This window comes from Priestia sp. FSL H7-0729 (genome assembly GCF_038005685.1).
Lineage (GTDB): Bacteria > Bacillota > Bacilli > Paenibacillales > Paenibacillaceae > Paenibacillus.
The window spans coordinates 156,850-173,131 of sequence record NZ_JBBOTQ010000007.1 but is presented as its reverse complement, the minus strand read 5'-3'; the positions used below and the strand labels follow the sequence as shown (position 1 = coordinate 173,131).

Annotated in this window: 16 protein-coding genes; 2 read left to right on the top strand and 14 right to left on the bottom strand. The window is 45.7% G+C overall.

Features of this window, described 5'->3' with window-relative positions; all coding sequences use genetic code 11:
* Positions 1 to 259: 259 nt before the first annotated feature.
* The 4 genes from minD to MHH93_RS17475 form a co-directional block, all read right to left on the bottom strand.
* Positions 260 to 1,084, bottom strand: coding sequence for a septum site-determining protein MinD (gene minD / locus MHH93_RS17490; RefSeq protein ID WP_500055032.1), 825 nt, complete (start codon positions 1,082 to 1,084; stop codon positions 260 to 262).
* Positions 1,085 to 1,424: 340 nt separating this feature from the next.
* Positions 1,425 to 2,123 (bottom strand): response regulator transcription factor, encoded by a 699-nt coding sequence (locus tag MHH93_RS17485; RefSeq protein ID WP_500055031.1) that lies wholly within the window; start codon positions 2,121 to 2,123, stop codon positions 1,425 to 1,427.
* A gap of 4 nt (positions 2,124 to 2,127) precedes the next feature.
* Positions 2,128 to 4,269, bottom strand: a complete 2,142-nt coding sequence (locus MHH93_RS17480) for a sensor histidine kinase (protein ID WP_500055030.1) — start codon at positions 4,267 to 4,269, stop codon at positions 2,128 to 2,130.
* 270 nt (positions 4,270 to 4,539) lie between these two features.
* On the bottom strand, positions 4,540 to 5,133 hold the full coding sequence (locus MHH93_RS17475; RefSeq protein ID WP_500055029.1) for a hypothetical protein: 594 nt from the start codon (positions 5,131 to 5,133) through the stop codon (positions 4,540 to 4,542).
* A gap of 208 nt (positions 5,134 to 5,341) precedes the next feature.
* Between MHH93_RS17475 and MHH93_RS17470 the strand changes: the two genes are divergently transcribed.
* On the top strand, positions 5,342 to 6,202 hold the full coding sequence (locus tag MHH93_RS17470; protein WP_500055028.1) for a GNAT family N-acetyltransferase: 861 nt from the start codon (positions 5,342 to 5,344) through the stop codon (positions 6,200 to 6,202).
* Positions 6,203 to 6,251: 49 nt separating this feature from the next.
* On the opposite strand, the gene MHH93_RS17465 is transcribed toward MHH93_RS17470, so the two are convergent.
* From MHH93_RS17465 to MHH93_RS17450, 4 genes are all read right to left on the bottom strand, one after another.
* A complete protein-coding gene (locus tag MHH93_RS17465; RefSeq protein ID WP_500055027.1) occupies positions 6,252 to 6,797 on the bottom strand; it encodes a hypothetical protein in 546 nt (181 codons plus the stop codon).
* A gap of 178 nt (positions 6,798 to 6,975) precedes the next feature.
* Positions 6,976 to 7,245 carry a CD3324 family protein gene (locus tag MHH93_RS17460; RefSeq protein WP_500055026.1) on the bottom strand — a complete coding sequence of 90 codons (270 nt, stop codon included), beginning with the start codon at positions 7,243 to 7,245 and terminating at the stop codon, positions 6,976 to 6,978.
* Positions 7,246 to 7,516: 271 nt separating this feature from the next.
* On the bottom strand, positions 7,517 to 8,443 hold the full coding sequence (locus tag MHH93_RS17455) for an oxidoreductase (protein WP_500055025.1): 927 nt from the start codon (positions 8,441 to 8,443) through the stop codon (positions 7,517 to 7,519).
* Between the two features lie 59 nt (positions 8,444 to 8,502).
* Positions 8,503 to 9,411 (bottom strand): helix-turn-helix transcriptional regulator, encoded by a 909-nt coding sequence (locus MHH93_RS17450; protein ID WP_500055024.1) that lies wholly within the window; start codon positions 9,409 to 9,411, stop codon positions 8,503 to 8,505.
* A gap of 75 nt (positions 9,412 to 9,486) precedes the next feature.
* On the opposite strand from MHH93_RS17450, the gene MHH93_RS17445 reads away from it, so the two are divergent.
* Entirely contained in the window at positions 9,487 to 10,047 is a 561-nt protein-coding gene (locus MHH93_RS17445) for a dihydrofolate reductase family protein (RefSeq protein WP_500055023.1), read from the top strand.
* A gap of 116 nt (positions 10,048 to 10,163) precedes the next feature.
* Here MHH93_RS17445 and MHH93_RS17440 read toward each other — a convergent pair whose 3' ends face one another.
* From MHH93_RS17440 to MHH93_RS17415, 6 genes are all read right to left on the bottom strand, one after another.
* A complete protein-coding gene (locus tag MHH93_RS17440) occupies positions 10,164 to 11,294 on the bottom strand; it encodes an SGNH/GDSL hydrolase family protein (protein WP_500055022.1) in 1,131 nt (376 codons plus the stop codon).
* Positions 11,295 to 11,458: 164 nt separating this feature from the next.
* The gene (locus MHH93_RS17435; protein WP_500055021.1) at positions 11,459 to 12,181 is read right to left on the bottom strand and encodes an amino acid ABC transporter ATP-binding protein; all 723 of its coding nucleotides are present in this window, start codon (positions 12,179 to 12,181) and stop codon (positions 11,459 to 11,461) included.
* Positions 12,178 to 12,834 (bottom strand): amino acid ABC transporter permease, encoded by a 657-nt coding sequence (locus tag MHH93_RS17430; protein WP_074092820.1) that lies wholly within the window; start codon positions 12,832 to 12,834, stop codon positions 12,178 to 12,180. The genes MHH93_RS17435 and MHH93_RS17430 overlap by 4 nt, the downstream gene beginning before the upstream one ends.
* 17 nt (positions 12,835 to 12,851) lie before the next feature.
* Entirely contained in the window at positions 12,852 to 13,649 is a 798-nt protein-coding gene (locus MHH93_RS17425) for a transporter substrate-binding domain-containing protein (protein WP_500055020.1), read from the bottom strand.
* A 313-nt stretch (positions 13,650 to 13,962) separates the two neighbouring features.
* Positions 13,963 to 14,856, bottom strand: coding sequence for a response regulator (locus tag MHH93_RS17420; protein ID WP_500055019.1), 894 nt, complete (start codon positions 14,854 to 14,856; stop codon positions 13,963 to 13,965).
* Positions 14,828 to 16,147: an ATP-binding protein gene (locus MHH93_RS17415; protein ID WP_500055018.1), complete on the bottom strand. Its 1,320-nt coding sequence runs from the start codon at positions 16,145 to 16,147 to the stop codon at positions 14,828 to 14,830. The genes MHH93_RS17420 and MHH93_RS17415 overlap by 29 nt, the downstream gene beginning before the upstream one ends.
* Positions 16,148 to 16,282: the final 135 nt, after the last annotated feature.

Sequence of the window (16,282 nt, the reverse complement as noted above, 5' to 3'; positions counted from 1 at the left end):
GTTCACCGACCTTTCTTATCAGTCGCAGTCGAATTGTGACCGACACAGGCATATCATGTCGTTTTTTCTTCCGTATTTTATCATGCGAGATAGGGACGCTTGTGAATTATAAAGAAAACTTTAAGTAAGCAACTACTCCAAACGAGAGCATCATAGACATCAAAAAATAGCGGCTAGGGAAGGTAACTCCCACACCACTAATTTTCATGAATTCTTTAGCTAGTCTGTAAACCATCCAGATGATTCGCTTCTAAACGATTCATATACCAGAATCAAATATATCAACTGCTCTTCCCCCAGAGCAGTCTTTGAGAAAGCAAAAAACACTTCTATGCTTCTTGGAATTTAATGAAATAAAAGTCTTCTGCTGATTCTTCGCCACATTGTGGGCGATGTGCCGGAAGCGCTGCCCACTTTCAAACTCGGGATCAAGTGCAATCGGGATGCCTTTATGTACGGAACGTATAACTTCTACATCGCTATGGATCACGCCTATCACACCGATATTGAGAATATCGATGATATCCTCCATCTTTACCGTTGCCGAACGAGCTTCCTGCCCGTCTGCCATATTAATGATGAGCTGCGGAGGAGCCTGAAATATATTTTCTAACAATCCGATTACGCGATCAGCGTCCTGAAGCGACGTACGATGAGGGGTAGTGACGACAATAGCCTCATCTGCGGCTAAAGCTGTATTCCAGAATCCATTTTCAATGCCTGCCGCCGAATCAATCAGCACATAATCATAATCTTGGGCTATTTGCTGCACGACCTCGCGAAAAACTTGCGGATCATCGTGATGCATCACGTCGTTACTACAGGAGATAAAGAACAAGGTACTGATTCGCTTGTCTTTGACAATCACTTGATGTAAAGCACATCGACCGGTCAGAAAATCGGAAATATGATAGTTCACCCTATTACTCAAACCAAGCGGAATATCCAGATTTCTCAATCCAAAATCAGCGTCGATCAGGCAAACCCTGTTCCCCGATAAGGCAAGGGCAGTCCCCAGATTAGCCGTCACCGTTGTCTTGCCAACTCCACCTTTTCCTGATGTGATACATATAACTCGTGCCATTGGAGCCACTTCCTTCTTCAAGTACTAATGCGAGACAGCAAGACAACCATTTCTTCACGCGTTGCCGTTATATCGACCACAGTGATTTTATCATGATGGATTAACCTACTTGAGAAACCTAAAGAAAACTTTAAATCCGTTCGTATTGGATCGTTAAATTCTTCAGAGAGATGGCACATCATTTTGACGAGGATGGAAAAGCGCAGACTGGTGTTGAGGAATCCAATATCTTGAGTGGATTACGAAGCTAGTGGAAAGAACAAAAATGGGAAAGTAGCGTCAGGTACTGCTCCAACGCCATTTTCCCATTTAGAATAGATTACCACCCTTACTGCTATATTCATGCTTGAGACGTACTGTTAGAAACCAGCATATATCCGCTCCCCCGAACCGTAATGATTCGCTCGGGGTCGGCAGGGTCAGCCTCAATTTTTTTGCGTAAATTACTGATATGTACAGCAACCGTTCTTGTATCCTCCAGACTTTCCATTCCCCAGATGAGTTGAAACAACGTATCGACACTGACGACACGATTCACGTTTTGTGCCATATAGGACAGCAGACTGAATTCTTTTTTCGATAAAGAGATAGGTATACTCCCCATGTTGACGGACTGCGTGTAGAAATCCAGTGTCAAACCCGGTAACTCCAGTAGCTGCTCTCTTCTACCCGTTGATACTCTGCGAAGATGAGCCTTGATCTTGGCCATGAGCACTCCCGGACTGAACGGCTTGGTCACATAATCGTCCCCGCCATAGGATAATGCGCTAATTTTTATTTCGTCTTCCTCTTGACTGCTCAGAAACACAATCGGCGCACTGGTGAAATTACGCGCATTCCTGCACCAGTCAATACCGTTTTCATTAGCCAGTAATATATCCAGTATAATTAAATCCGGCTCAAACGATGCAAGCAGCTCCATCGCTTCTGACCCGCTATGACTGCAGGTGGAGACAAATCCCTCCCTATCACAATACACCTGCACAATCTCGCATATATGAGGATCATCATCAACGATCAAGATTTTGTGCTTGTCCATCTCATCACCCCTTTCCTTCAATCACTGTACAAGGAAACGTTATATAGAATGTCGCCCCCATCTTGCCGTCACTCTCCGCTCGAACCATGCCTCCGTGCGCTTGTACGATTTCCCTGCAAATTGCCAGACCCAGTCCACTGCCCTCTATGCCCATTCCCGGCCGATCGTATCTGTAATTACGTTCGAAGATTTGCTCAAGCTGATCCGGAGGAATACCCATGCCAGAATCATGTATGCTAATAACTGCATGAGGAGCATGATTCACCATTTCCACAACTAGTGCAATACGCACCAGCCCCCCGCTGGGGGTGAACTTCATGGCGTTAGATACTAGATTAAATAAGGCCTGCTCTACTCTTTTCGCATCCATCTCGACAACTGGCAAAATAGATCGTTGATCCTCGGTATCTCCAATATCCAGTATGAAGTCTAATCCTGCGTCGCGCACTACCAACTCATATTGTTCAAAAAAACTATGCAAGAAAGGAATCATCTGAATCGGCTCCATTCGGTACGAGACTTGCCCGGTCTCCAAATGCGACAAGAAGGACAACTCCTCAATCATACGGTTAATCCTTATCGTGTTCTCCCGGATGTACTTCAGATATTGTTCATTGCGTTCCGGCTTGACCCTGTCCTGTATAGCTTCTACATATCCAAGCATACTGGACAACGGCATACGCAGATCATGCGTAATATAAGCAAGTAGTTTCTTCCTCCCTTGCTCGGAGTGAAGCAGTCGGTCATACGAGGATTGGAGATCATCATGCACTGTAGATAAGGCCTGTGTTCGCTCCTGAACGGTCTGTTCCAGATTCATATTCATTTCAATCAGCTTGTCATTAACGTCCTGTAATTCACGTGTAATTCTCTCTTCGTTCGATGCCGTCCTCGTAGATCGCGAAGACAGCAATAGCAGCTGCGCGATCGTAAATATCAATAAGCCAAGCGGAGATGTATTTCCAACTAGCGACCATCCGTTAAAATATAAAAAATCGTTGATAACCGTGACCAAAGTAACCACCGACACCAGCAGGAAGATCAACGCTCCCTCCATACGTCGCACAGCCGCATGAACCAGTCCGATCATCAGATAAATCATATGTAGAACTACCATCACACCGATTACCAGCAAAAATTTTGTATATATAATCGCAGGGGTTACCACGACAAGGATACAAAATGCACCTGTTACGATCCGGGTGCCAAGACGAAACCATCGCGACACATAATTCGGAAAAATACAATCAAAATACATGGTGATGATATAACCACTGACACAAAGAATCAGATATTCAATCTTGAACTGCAATTCCCAAGGAAACTGAGGTAACCATTGTGTAAAGATAAGCTCTCCGTTGAACAAGGATCGAATACCAAGCAGTACAGTAAACAGGCCAAAATATAATGGAGCTCTATCCTTACGTCGCAGCATGAACAACAGCAAATTATACAAGCCGATCACTAGCAAACTTGCCGTGATGAACATATCCCTGGCAAGATTCAGATTGGTCTTGGCAGTTAGTACGTCGCTACCACCCAGCTCGATATCCTTGGTAATGCCGCCCCGATGATGTTGGAAGTTGGATACTTGCATAACCAGTTCTACCGTGTCGCTTTCAGACTGAAAATACACCAGCTTTGTTTCCAGTTGCGGGGTCATGCTGTGCTTGTCCCGACCAACCTCACCAACTTCTGCCAGCAGCTTGCCATTGACCCATAATTTGTACGCATGAAAAATGCTAGGCAGCCGCAGAACAAGCATCTCATCTTGATCCTGCTCGCTTAGATGAATGACCAGTCCAAAGGTTGCATAGCCTGTACCACTTAGCCTCTGACCTTCTAACGGGTAGCCCCGCCAGGAGCTTGGGATGCTAATCCAGTGGTCCTGATTTCCTTCCCTTGCCGAACGAACACGCATATCCTCAGGCGTCAGCAGTTCTTGCCAATAAAACGCCCACTTCCCTGTTAATTTTTGTGGACTCGTACTAAGTTGAGCCTGCGTTAAATCCAGAATACCTTCTTCACTTTGGAGCCTAGGAGAGTCCGGCGAAGAGAGGACGATGTAGCCTGTAACCAAACCAATAACAGCAGCAATAATATACAACCAAGCCTTACGAGAACCGACCCGGAAAATCTCCCTCATGATGAATTCAACCCCATTCTACGAAGAGCGCAATAAGTAAGTTGATCATCCAAATAATATCATCATTACAGGAGAATGTACCCTGCAAATTTCTAGCAGGTGTCGATAGCTAACATCGCGACGAGACCCTTTTGACGACACGCGCTTAGCTGGGTACGCCGCCACAAAAAAAGTACGCACTTTGAAGTGCGTACTGATATGAAGGAGCTTATTCGCAATGGATAATTCGAGCACAACCGCCATGTGCCAAAATCACAGACACTTCATGAACTACAGTGAATTATTAATGATTTCTGTGAAGGGCTTCATGTTGTACGTATCATCCTGAATGCGCCATTCTCCCTGATCCTGCAAAAAGGTGATATCCCCCGAGAGCGGAACGGACTTGAACTCCTTGCCTTTATCGTCTGTAAATTTCAGATCAAGCGTGTATTCCACCAGAATCCAGTCGCTCTTGTTATCTTTGATCTTGGTTTGTATATTTTCAGGATGCAGTTTCGCTTGTTCGATGTGTGCAACCTGAAGAGGCAGGATAATATATCGATTAGCCATGTAAGCCTCATAATTTCTGGAGGTTAGGAATGACTTCATGGTCTCTCCTTTGGCCAATAACCCTTCCATCTCTAACGTATCCTCATAGTTCTTGCCATCCACGGTGAGTTCTGTTGTTTTATACTCCAACGACATTTCGAGCGCTTGTTGCTGCTCCTCCGCCGTCGCCTTCTGATCACTCATATCACTCGGTTGTTCCGTTGCTGGTGGAGTGACTTGTTCAGTGCTTTCTGCTGGTTCAGATGGTGTACACCCTATTAACATGGCGGCGGAAAGAAATAATATGCCCATTACATAAGCGAACTTACGCATGGTTAATCCCTCCCTTTCTCGTCTGTATTACTCTCAATTATCCCTTTAATAGGATATAATGTCCAGTTATTGGGCGCATTTGAACAAACACATGTCACTTTCGTAATAGAATATGTTATAGTCATCGGGAAGTGAACCAACTCTTGAAGGATAGCGCCTGCGGGTCCAATAACCGCGCGTTTCCTTCAACAATGAAGGTGTGAAAGCTATGTCAATTTATCAAGTCGTACCCATGGTCTATAACTCCAAGGAACAGATTGATGCTATTATTTCGCTCGAACAACAATGTAAACAGCTCGATTCCGTGCATCTGAAGGCAGACCTTGATCATATTAGCAAAAAAGACGGCGACCACGCGCTCCTCTGTTATCGCGACGGTGATTTGGCAGGACTCCTCAGTTGGTATCCATCCGACAGCGTAACCGGGAATATTAATGCCATCGTACATCCGCATTATCGTCGCCAAGGTGTGTTCAGCAACCTACTGAAACGGGCTATCCTGGACATGAAACCACAGGGGATTACCCAACTCAGTTATCGCATTCCTCAGGGCTTATCTCCAGGTGTTCATACAGCTCAATCCCTCGGAGCGATTTATGATCGTGCGGAGTATTCGATGCAACTTGCGAATGAGGTCCCTTCGGTAGTGGAGCCACCTGAACTAACGTTGTCCGTGGCAGAAGCCGAGGATATGGAGTTTATAGTCACTTGTTCCTCCCAAGCCTTTGGAGATTCGGAGGACTGGACACGAGAGTATTTTATGCAAACAAATGAACCCAGCCGAGTCACCTATATTGCATGGCAGAATCAACTGCCTGTTGGGCTGGTACGGGTTAACTCCATTAATGCAACAACCGCATTTATTCATAACTTCTGCATCTTGCCTGCTTATCAGGGACGGAAAATAGGACGCACCGTGCTTTATATTCTGGTGAATCTCCTAAGGAAACAACATTACACAGATATTCGCCTATCCGTTGTTACCGAGAACGAGCGCGCTTTGAATCTGTACCGCAGTGTTGGTTTTGAAGTGAATTCAGAGTATCACTATTTCAGCGGTAGTTTATAAAAGGCAAAGGAGAGAGATCGTTTTCCTCATTGGGAGACGGTCTCTCTTTTTATATATTGGAGAATTGGAAAATCAATTTATAGCCATCAAACGTATGCCCGTACATTTCCCGATAGTTACCTTCGGTATAATTAGCCACTGTTTTCCGCCAGAAAGATTGGCCAATCTTATTGTTCTCCGATGGATTGGTGAACAACTCCCAACTTCCTCTAAACATTCCGAAGATTGTCGACGCTGCGTGTTCAGCCACGCCTACCCCTCGAAACGGCCGCATCAGAAAGAATTCATGTACGAAGAAATCTATTCCTTGTGAGCAATGAGGCGGCGTGGCTACGAATGCAAACCCTGCTGGAATGCCATCTACAATCATCAGAAACGGATAAAGACACTCCGGTTTTTCCCACCATACGTTCTGTACATCATACTGATCCTGTAACGTTTTATACTCAGGACTTGGTTCAAAAATGCCGTGTTCATTCGAGGTATGCTCTCCACCTAGACCGTAATGACCGGATAGGTCATGAAGATATAGCGGGTACATATTTTTAATCACATAAGCCTCGTCCTTATTCGTTAATCTTACATCTATATTCATACACACCAACCTCACCAGATGATTTAAAATCGTATTTTAACAACGCTCCTTGCGCATCCTTGCACCGTCAAGTGAATTGTACGCGCAGTTAACCACCTCGAATATATAAAGATTCTTTATCAATCATTCTCTACATACGAAAAAGCCACATTCGATGGCTCGAACGCGGCTTTTAGTTTCATCCCTTTTTGCCATATACAATTTTCTTGATGCTATCCACGGATAAACAGTATTGCTCAGCAAGCTGATCAATGGTCCTACCTGCGGTGAACAGCTGGCGAATCTCATTGTTCCGTTCCTGTACAAGTATTCTGCCACCCGAGTTCTCGCCCCACTTCTTATGGGCACCCTTGGGCCTCGGAATATAGATTAAGCCACCCGGGATATGACGTTGTATTTCTCTAAGCAATTCTTCCGGGAAGATTGTATCCGCATTAATATATTTCATGTTGTTCCACTCCTTAAAAGTTAAAATCTTTAAGGCAGCAGAGTCCTACGATGAACACATTGAATATGCACTACAATGGTATGGCGGAAAAGAATTTCAGGCTCTATGCAAACAACCGCCGTTGTTCATCACATGGACTCTGCATAGAGCGGGTCGTGAAACTTCTTATGAATCGAATCATGGTAGCCCCCCATTCAATCATTCATATTTGTACTGAAGAATTTTCAACTATCTATACCATAATAAGGAATATTTATCTAAATGGCAAAATCTACACGTCAAATTGGTAATACACTCCTGTTAATTCTTCTGAAACGCTCCAAAGCTTGTTTGAAATGTGAGCATCATATAGTTTTTCAATAATCTTAGCACTCTTTGGATAGCCCCTGGTGCCGCCAATACCGCTAGGAGCAATATACTCTCCTCCCGTAATCGTTGGATCTGTTGCAGCATACAAGGTAGGTAATGCCCCCATATGTGCAGGTTGACTAATGATTTTCAGAAGACTCCGCATGAATATATTCGCCTGTTTCCCCGAACCGAAGGAGAACAGATTGGTATTCGAAATTCCTGGATGAGCGGCGATACTCATAGAATCAATATGAGCGGAATTAAACTTACTCTGCAGTTCTCTCGCAAACATCAGATTGGCTAGCTTGCTTTGACTGTAGAACTTCATGGGAAAATATCCATTGGAGCCATCCAAATTATTAAAATCAATTGCACCATTACCTGCTGCCAAACTGCTTAGAGTAACCACTCTCGATTGCGGAGTAGAAATTAATCGGGGCAATAGCAGGCCCGTAAGCGCAAAATGCCCTAGATGATTGCTACCAAACTGCAACTCAAAGCCATCCTTTGTCAACTGGAATGGAGGATTCATAATGCCTGCATTATTAACGAGAATGGACAAGGAATCGTATTGCTCAAGAAAAGCGGCTGCGAATTTACGGATACTGGCTAGATCACTAAGGTCAAGGGGCATAACGATGACCTCTCCAGCTACATGGACAGATGACTTTATCTGGTTAGCTGCCTTTTCACCTTTTTCCACATTACGAACGGCAAGGATAACTTTCGCGCCTTTTTCAGCTAAGGCTAATGCCGTTTCATACCCTAGCCCACCGTTCGAACCTGTCACAATCACTACTTTATTGGATACAGTCGGGATGATGTCTTTAGTCCAAACTTTGCTCATATCTCTACACACCTCTCTCATCTTTTCCTTAATACCCAATTATCGAGCGTATATAGCTTTTATCCCCTACCATACTGGCTTATGCTCCGTTCGAGCAACTCTCTAACCTGTTGCATTAATTCAGGGGGCGAGATCACTTTCACTTCCGGACCATAGGAGAGTAACTTTCGCGCTGTAAAAGAAAACTCCTCGGGCGGAACTAATCCGCGCCACTCGTTGCCTTCAACCGACTTGAACAACACATCTGACGCGGCCATCCTTGCTCCAAATTCCGTGAATTGCAGCACCGTTTCTACGCTTGCTCTGTCTTCTTTGGCATCTAGCCATGCCTTCAGGCTTGGAACAGATTCATCAACCGATTCCATCACAACCAACTGCTGCATGCGATCCACCCGATACAACAATACGCGATCCTTATTTCGTGCTGGCATGTACCAATACCCCTGCTCATAGTAGATACCATAGGGAAAGACCTGGACTTTTTTACGACCACTGCGGGCATGATACATAAACTGGATTTCTCTCTTTTCCACCGCTGCACGCAATATCTCGGTTGTCAAAGGCTCGACATGCTCACCGGGATGCTGAACAAAAGTTATATGTTCTCTCATTCGCACAATCAGGTCCTGTACATCCTCAGGCAAAGTGGAAAAATACTGTTCAGCCAGATGTTCACGCATGGAACCGTACGGAAAATCCGGGACTTGCTGTAGATATTCCAGCATCATAAACAGTCCTAATGCCTCCTGCTGCGTCAGTTGAAGAGGTGGCAAGATGCGATTGGGCAGCACCCGATATCCCCCGTTCACACCAACCTCGGTGTACAAAGGAAAACCCAGTGCCTGCAATGCATCCAGATCTCGCTGGATCGTACGTACCGATACGTCAAACCGTTCTGCCAGTTCCCGGGCAGTGAACTTCTGTCTGGAATCCATCAGACGCATGATGGCCAGCTTCCGATTATTCATGAATTCAACACCCTAACTACGTCAATTTTTGTCATAGTTTAAGTGTATCATACATTGTAGAAGGGAGCGATTACTATGAATACTAACAAAACCATTTTGTACATCGCTATGAGTTTGGATGGATATATCGCAAGACTGGACGGGTCGGTAGATTGGTTATTTGATGTAGAGGGTGATGGTGGAGACAACGGGTATGCAGCCTTTTATCAGACGATCGGTAGTATTGTTATGGGACGTAATACGTATGAAGAGGTGCTCACGCTTTCTGAAGAATTTCCCTATGCAGATCGCCCAACGTATGTGCTCTCCCGCTCGGAACAGCCGCCTGCTCCGCATGTACAGTTTACAACCGAGACGGTAGATACGCTCATCCCCCGATTAAAGCAGGATTCTGACGGAGACGTCTGGATTGTCGGTGGTGGCATATTGGTTGAAGCTGTGTTAGCCAAAAAATTACTGGATGAGATTGAAGTCGCCATTATTCCCAAAGTTCTTGGTGATGGCATCCCTTTATTCCCGACAGGCACTGTGCCAAGTCAATTCAAAATGGTCCGAACCCAGACGCTCGGGCAGATCATCTCGATTCGTTATGTGGTTCAGAACAACAATATAGTGGATAAACCCTCGAATATCTAGATCATACAGAAAAGGAAAAGACCACTCTTATAATGAAGAGCCCCATGCAGTGAAACATATCTAACCATTGGGGTACCGTTCATGAAAGAGTGGTCTTTCCATGATCCTATTTCAGGCTATCCCAGCATGCCTCGTACATATTCCGCCAACACCTCTGCCGTCCTACGGTGAGATAACTCGCCTGGATGGGTGCGCGCCCCTACCGTCTCTTCGGTTGTATCAGGAAGCTGGATAACTGTAACCTTGCGATCTCCTGTCTTTTTCGTATACCCATCAACCGCACGGTAGATGGCAGGCATCATCGGAAAACCAAGCATGCCATACGCCCATACGAGATGTGCTGCCGGATTGTTTTTTCGAAGTTTGAACAGGAACTGCTCCACCGCTTTCTCAAAAGCAGCCAAATCCTCTTCATGATACGTACCATCTTCGTTCAACCGCTGCTTGTACACCTTGCCCGTGTCGGGATCTGTCCACTCAGGTGACTGAAATGCACCCCCATCATTGCTGCCCAGGTTCACAACGACCACATCCGGCTGCCACGAACCAAAATCATGTTCATTTCCTGCACCGAGCGCTTCGTTATGTTCACCGGTAAGCAAGCCACAGACCTGTTCGTACACATTGGGGATATTCCCCTTCGGATTGTTATCCCAGCTTGTCAGCACACCCCAGCCACTTTGCGAGATGACCCGGTATTCTGCATTCAGTGCTTCTGCCGTCATATACGTATAATTATGTATGGCACTAAACCACATCGGAATCCAATCTTCCTCCGCTTTAGCCCCAATCGCACCTTCACCAGATGTAATGCTGTCACCGATGAATTCGATCTTGTACGGTTTTTCCTGCACAGGCAGGAACGCTCCATCGGATTTCACCGCATGAATCTGCAAAGAGCAACCCGGGTCACCACTCATCGCTTGAACATCTTTAACGATCCGTACATTCTTCACCACATCTGCGTTCATCCCCCGAAATACACAGACCCAATACCTTCCCGCCATCAACATCTGTCTGCTCACCGGAACACCGTTGATCAGAATGCTGATCCATGACTCATACATGTCGTATTCAGACTTTACCTCAACCCATAGTTCGGAGCCCTGTACATTAAGTTCAATCGCACTTCCCGTCCAAAATAACGTCAACGGCGACAACTCACCAGTTGTTCTGCCATGCACTTTGAGATAAGGCAGTTCCGTTAACGCAAAGATCTGTAACCCGGTATTCGCTTGTACACTCATTCTTGTTCCCCCTTAACGATTGGCTGAATCTCATATTATGTATTACGCACAACAACGAAAATCCCCTGCAAGCGAGCTGTGCTCAAGTCCATCATAATCTAATGTACTTGAAGCATCGTCCGCTCATAGGGGATTTCTTCATTCTTATATCTGTTCCATTAGGGTTATAAAACCTTACCCAGAAACGCCTTGGTCCGCTCATGTTGGGTATTCTGAAAAATCTCTACAGGCGTGCCTTCCTCTACAATATATCCGCCGTCCATAAAGATCACCCGGTCCGCCACCTCACGGGCGAAGCCCATCTCATGCGTAACAACAATCATCGTAATCCCCTCGTGAGCGAGGTCTTTCATGACTTGCAGCACTTCTCCAACCATCTCCGGGTCCAGTGCAGACGTAGGTTCATCAAACAACATCACACTGGGGTTCATGGCGAGTGCCCGCGCGATGGCTACACGCTGTTGTTGGCCACCTGACAACTGCTCGGGATACGCATCCCTCTTCTGAGACAGCCCGACCTTGCCGAGCAGTTCCATTGACTTTTTCTCATTCTCGGCCTTATTCAGTTTCTTGATATGCTTCGGCGCGAGCATGATATTCTCCAGTACGGTCAGATGCGGGAAGAGGTTGAACTGTTGAAACACCATGCCTACATTGGTTCGTAACTCATCGATATCCGTCTTGGGTGAAGTGACCTCAATACCACCGATCGTCACCTTGCCAGACGTCACATCCTCCAGCAGATTGAGACAGCGTAAGAACGTACTTTTACCAGACCCGGAAGGCCCGATGACGCATACAACTTCTTTCTCCTGAATCGTTGTGGAGATATCCTTCAATACCTCATTGGCACCAAACTGCTTTTTCAGGTTCTGTACTGTGATCATCGGATCGCATACCTCCTCTCAATGAACCGGGAAGCCCGGGACAATAACACAATAATGATCAGATAGAATATGCCCACCACACCCCAGATTTCGAATGCACGGAAGTTGGAGGAAATAATAATCTCCCCGCTCTGCGTTAATTCAGCGATACCGATCGCGGACAATAGCGATGTATCCTTAATCGTAATAATGAACTGGTTCACAAAGGTAGGGATCATGCGCCGGGTTGCCTGAGGCAACACGACCAGTCGCATCGTCTGAAAACGAGTTAAGCCCAGGGATCGCGCTGCTTCATGCTGCCCGTTGCTAATCGAATTGATACCCGCTCGGAAGATCTCCGAGATGTACGCTCCGGCATTCAGACTAATCGCAATGATACCCGCGGTCATCGCCGGAATGCGCATATCCAGAAACACAGGCAGCCCGAAGTAGATGAAATATACCTGCACTAGAAGGGGTGTACCACGGATGATATCCACGTAAAGTGTAGCTACCAACCGCAACAATCGATTCAAAGAAGTACTCATCAGACCTGAGATCAATCCGATTACCATCGCAATGATGAGCGAGATCACGACTAGTTTCAACGTCACAACCGTACCCTCTAACAGAAGAGGTAGTGCGTCTATGATGACTTGTAAGGAGGAGTCCATCTGTACCACATTCCCTTCTATTTAGCCGCTTCTCCCAGATACTTGCTGACAATCTCGTCGTACTTTCCATTTTCCTGCAATTTCTTCAATCCATCATTAATCTTCTTCTGTAACTCGGTATCATCTTTGGCAACAGCAATACCATAGAAGTCACCGTTCAATCGATCTCCAACAATTTTGAGCTTCGCGTTAGGGTCAATGGCAATCTTATAGGAGATGACCGGGAAATCCTCCAGCGTAGCATCTGCGTTTTTGTTCGCAACTTCCTGATACATCGATGGGCTGTCATCAAAATATTTCACGGTTGCCCCATAGGTTTTTGCATATTCATCTGCAAGATTGGCACCTGAAGTTCCTTTTTTAATTGCAATCGTTTTTCCTTTTAAATCTTCCGGACTTTGGATGTCCGTGTTATCTTCATGTACGATCAAGGACAGACCGGCCTGATAATACGGGTCCGAGAAGTCCACAACTTTTTTACGTTCGTCGGTAATGCTAATGCCTGCAATAGCTCCGTCCAGTTGATTCGCCGTAATGGCTGGAATAATGCCTTTGAAGTCCATCGGTTTGATCTCTACCTCAAAGCCCTCTTCTTCCGCAATCGCGTTCATGAGGTCAATATCGATCCCTACATATTTGCCGTCCCTCTGGAACTCAAAAGGGGGATACGTTGCATCGGTACCAAATGTGTATTTCTCAACCGCTGAACCACTTTCCGACTGAGCATTACTTTCTTCACCCGATTTCGCTGCACCACAGGCACTAAGTGTTAGAGCAAGAACGGACGCCATTACAATGGATGCTACCTTTTTCATAGAAAAACCCCTTTTCCGAATTAGATTGGGATCGACCGAATCGACCATTTGTATTTATGTACGTATTGTAGTTTGCTCCCTACGCCAACTTACGTGATCCTACATAAAATAATTACAACTAATGAAATTTAAGTTAACATCAATTATTTTTTGATAGTTAAATGCGCAAAAATTGCTAATAAAATATCTGATTTCAACATTTGATGTAAAGTTATATAACAAATGCGAGCGTTAAAAACAAAGAAACCGAATATCCGTGAAGTGTTACCTCCGGAAATTCGGCTTTTGGAATGATATACCCTATCTCAGTTATTCAGTTATTCATCTTTTCAATCGTCTCCATATAGAACACATGCAGGAACTTTTTGATATTAACCTTGCCTTTGTCGCCTGCCTGATCCTCTTCCATCGCTCTCATCTTCATTCGAACATCCTGGAAGTCGAAGTAGAGGGGAGCATAATGCTCAAACTTGTGGTTGCTATAGTCGGTGAGTCCAATCGAGGCCATGTTCGTTAACGCGGCAATCACCGTTCTACGGATGCGTTGTTCCATCGCCTTGCTCTCTTTCTCCACGTCCTTGGGTGTAGACTTGTATGTCCGGGCCACCGCTTCATACGACTCCTTCAATGGCGGCCACTCTCCAGCTCGCTTCTGATCAATTGCATATTCCATAAGGGCCACAATATCCTTGCTGCCACTTTCCCCGATAATCCCCAGATCCATCAGAATGCTTCTCGCTGCATCCCTTACTGTACGACCTTGGACAGGGGTTGGCGCTTCCACCAGATTCAATCGGGCCATCGACTGCTTGATCTCCAGGACGTAGCGTTCATACTTCCACTGTTCATTCACTTTGCTGAGCACATGCTCCACTTCTACCCGATTAATGGGTTTATGAATGAAGAATTCAATCCCGTTCTGGTAGGCCGCTCCTACCATCTCCTTGTTCTCCACCTGAGAGATCATGATGAATTTTCCGGTATATCCGCTGTGCTTCAGTTTCGCTACCGTCTCAATTCCATCCTGATCGGGCATCAGCAGATCAATCAGCACCACATCGGGACGCAGATCCATGATCATCCGTGCCCCTTCTATGCCGCCCTCTGCCATGCCTGCAAGCTCGCCGATTCCACAGGATTCAATGATATCATGCAGCATGCTTCGGCTGACCACATCATCATCCACGATCATGATAGAAAGTGTCATCGACATCGCCCCCCTTGATTAGATTCATTTTGGGAATAGTTATAGCAAATAGAGTACCTTTTGCTCCCAGTGGCGCCGATTCAACCGTAATGCTTCCCTCCAACGACTGGACGATATCACGTACATGGGATAGACCAATGCCTGTTGCGGCAATGCCGACTTCATTGAACTTCGTTGTATAGCCCGGTTCAAAGATCACATCCCGTTTGGCTTCAGGTACGCCTTTTCCAGTATCCATCACGACCAAATACACGTCATCTCCCTGCTCATACACATGAATTCGGACCTTCCCATCGTACTCAATCGCCTCTACTGCATTGGCAATCAGGTTGTTCATGACCGTTAGAAGAGGAATGTAATACGGGGACTCACAATCATACTGTTGCTCGATGTCGATCTCCACCTGCTTATGCAGCATCTCACTATATTTTCGGTTTGCTTTGCTGGCAAAGTTCAGCACTTCGGACAAGCTCATGTTGACCGCTTTTTCGTTATCATACAGTTTCAGCAGACCCGCGAGAATGCGTTGTGAATCCTTCTTCACTTCATGAATCTGCTGAGCAATGCCCAGCGTACGCTGACTGTATTGGTTCATCTCCTGCTCTCGAAGATCTCGATATAGATCATAGCTGTCTGCCGTAATGCCTTCGATGGTATTCATTGCTTTCTTCAAGTAAAATACCTCGCCATACAGACCAGAGTTTACACTCAGCATCTGCTCCATCCGTTTCTCCTGCTCTGCATGCAAAAGCCGCATCTGTCTCACCGCAATGCTGTTGTAGAGCCCAATCACAAAATAACTTCGCAGACCGCCAACCACAAGCAGATACAACCATTCCTTCATATAAAAGATATTGGTTCCACTTAACATGCCGCGAAGCAGCAGCTCAACAAGATTAGAGGAAAAATCGATACAGGTAATCAGGCCACCGAGCAGAAGAGGCTGCATTTCATGGAATCGATGCCTGAACTTGCTAAGACCATAAGCAAAGACCACATAATACACGCCCGCCCCCAGATTGTCCCGCATGCTTTCCAGTATGGAGACGGTCTGTACATGATTGATGAGATCTGCCGACTGAAACAGCAAATTCGCGATGCCTGTCAGGATTCCTGTCTTCACATAAGACAGATGTGGCATGATCATCAGCAGAAATAAAAGGATACTAACCCCCAGGCCAATTCGGAAGTAATCTTCCCGGAACGGATTTATCTTGAATTGCGCCCCTACCGCTGTGGCAAAGGCAATGGCCGTCATCTGCACATTCTCATTTTTGACCCAATTGCGCATCAATCTCTTCACCCACTATAACAACGTTTAGCGCCCAATGCTGGATTCCGCGCTTCTAATGTTAAATATACTAACATATGAAAGATGCATTAGAAATAATTAAAATTAGGGAATGAACACTCATGCAACACAAAA

Bases quoted from the DNA above. Each gene is read 5' to 3' on its own strand.
- minD (WP_500055032.1), bottom strand. From the start codon at position 1,084: ATGGCACGAGTTATATGTATCACATCAGGAAAAGGTGGAGTTGGCAAG.
- MHH93_RS17485 (WP_500055031.1), bottom strand. From the start codon at position 2,123: ATGGACAAGCACAAAATCTTGATCGTTGATGATGATCCTCATATATGC.
- MHH93_RS17480 (WP_500055030.1), bottom strand. From the start codon at position 4,269: ATGAGGGAGATTTTCCGGGTCGGTTCTCGTAAGGCTTGGTTGTATATT.
- MHH93_RS17475 (WP_500055029.1), bottom strand. From the start codon at position 5,133: ATGCGTAAGTTCGCTTATGTAATGGGCATATTATTTCTTTCCGCCGCC.
- MHH93_RS17470 (WP_500055028.1), top strand. From the start codon at position 5,342: ATGTCAATTTATCAAGTCGTACCCATGGTCTATAACTCCAAGGAACAG.
- MHH93_RS17465 (WP_500055027.1), bottom strand. From the start codon at position 6,797: ATGAATATAGATGTAAGATTAACGAATAAGGACGAGGCTTATGTGATT.
- MHH93_RS17460 (WP_500055026.1), bottom strand. From the start codon at position 7,245: ATGAAATATATTAATGCGGATACAATCTTCCCGGAAGAATTGCTTAGA.
- MHH93_RS17455 (WP_500055025.1), bottom strand. From the start codon at position 8,443: ATGAGCAAAGTTTGGACTAAAGACATCATCCCGACTGTATCCAATAAA.
- MHH93_RS17450 (WP_500055024.1), bottom strand. From the start codon at position 9,411: ATGAATAATCGGAAGCTGGCCATCATGCGTCTGATGGATTCCAGACAG.
- MHH93_RS17445 (WP_500055023.1), top strand. From the start codon at position 9,487: ATGAATACTAACAAAACCATTTTGTACATCGCTATGAGTTTGGATGGA.
- MHH93_RS17440 (WP_500055022.1), bottom strand. From the start codon at position 11,294: ATGAGTGTACAAGCGAATACCGGGTTACAGATCTTTGCGTTAACGGAA.
- MHH93_RS17435 (WP_500055021.1), bottom strand. From the start codon at position 12,181: ATGATCACAGTACAGAACCTGAAAAAGCAGTTTGGTGCCAATGAGGTA.
- MHH93_RS17430 (WP_074092820.1), bottom strand. From the start codon at position 12,834: ATGGACTCCTCCTTACAAGTCATCATAGACGCACTACCTCTTCTGTTA.
- MHH93_RS17425 (WP_500055020.1), bottom strand. From the start codon at position 13,649: ATGAAAAAGGTAGCATCCATTGTAATGGCGTCCGTTCTTGCTCTAACA.
- MHH93_RS17420 (WP_500055019.1), bottom strand. From the start codon at position 14,856: ATGACACTTTCTATCATGATCGTGGATGATGATGTGGTCAGCCGAAGC.
- MHH93_RS17415 (WP_500055018.1), bottom strand. From the start codon at position 16,147: ATGCGCAATTGGGTCAAAAATGAGAATGTGCAGATGACGGCCATTGCC.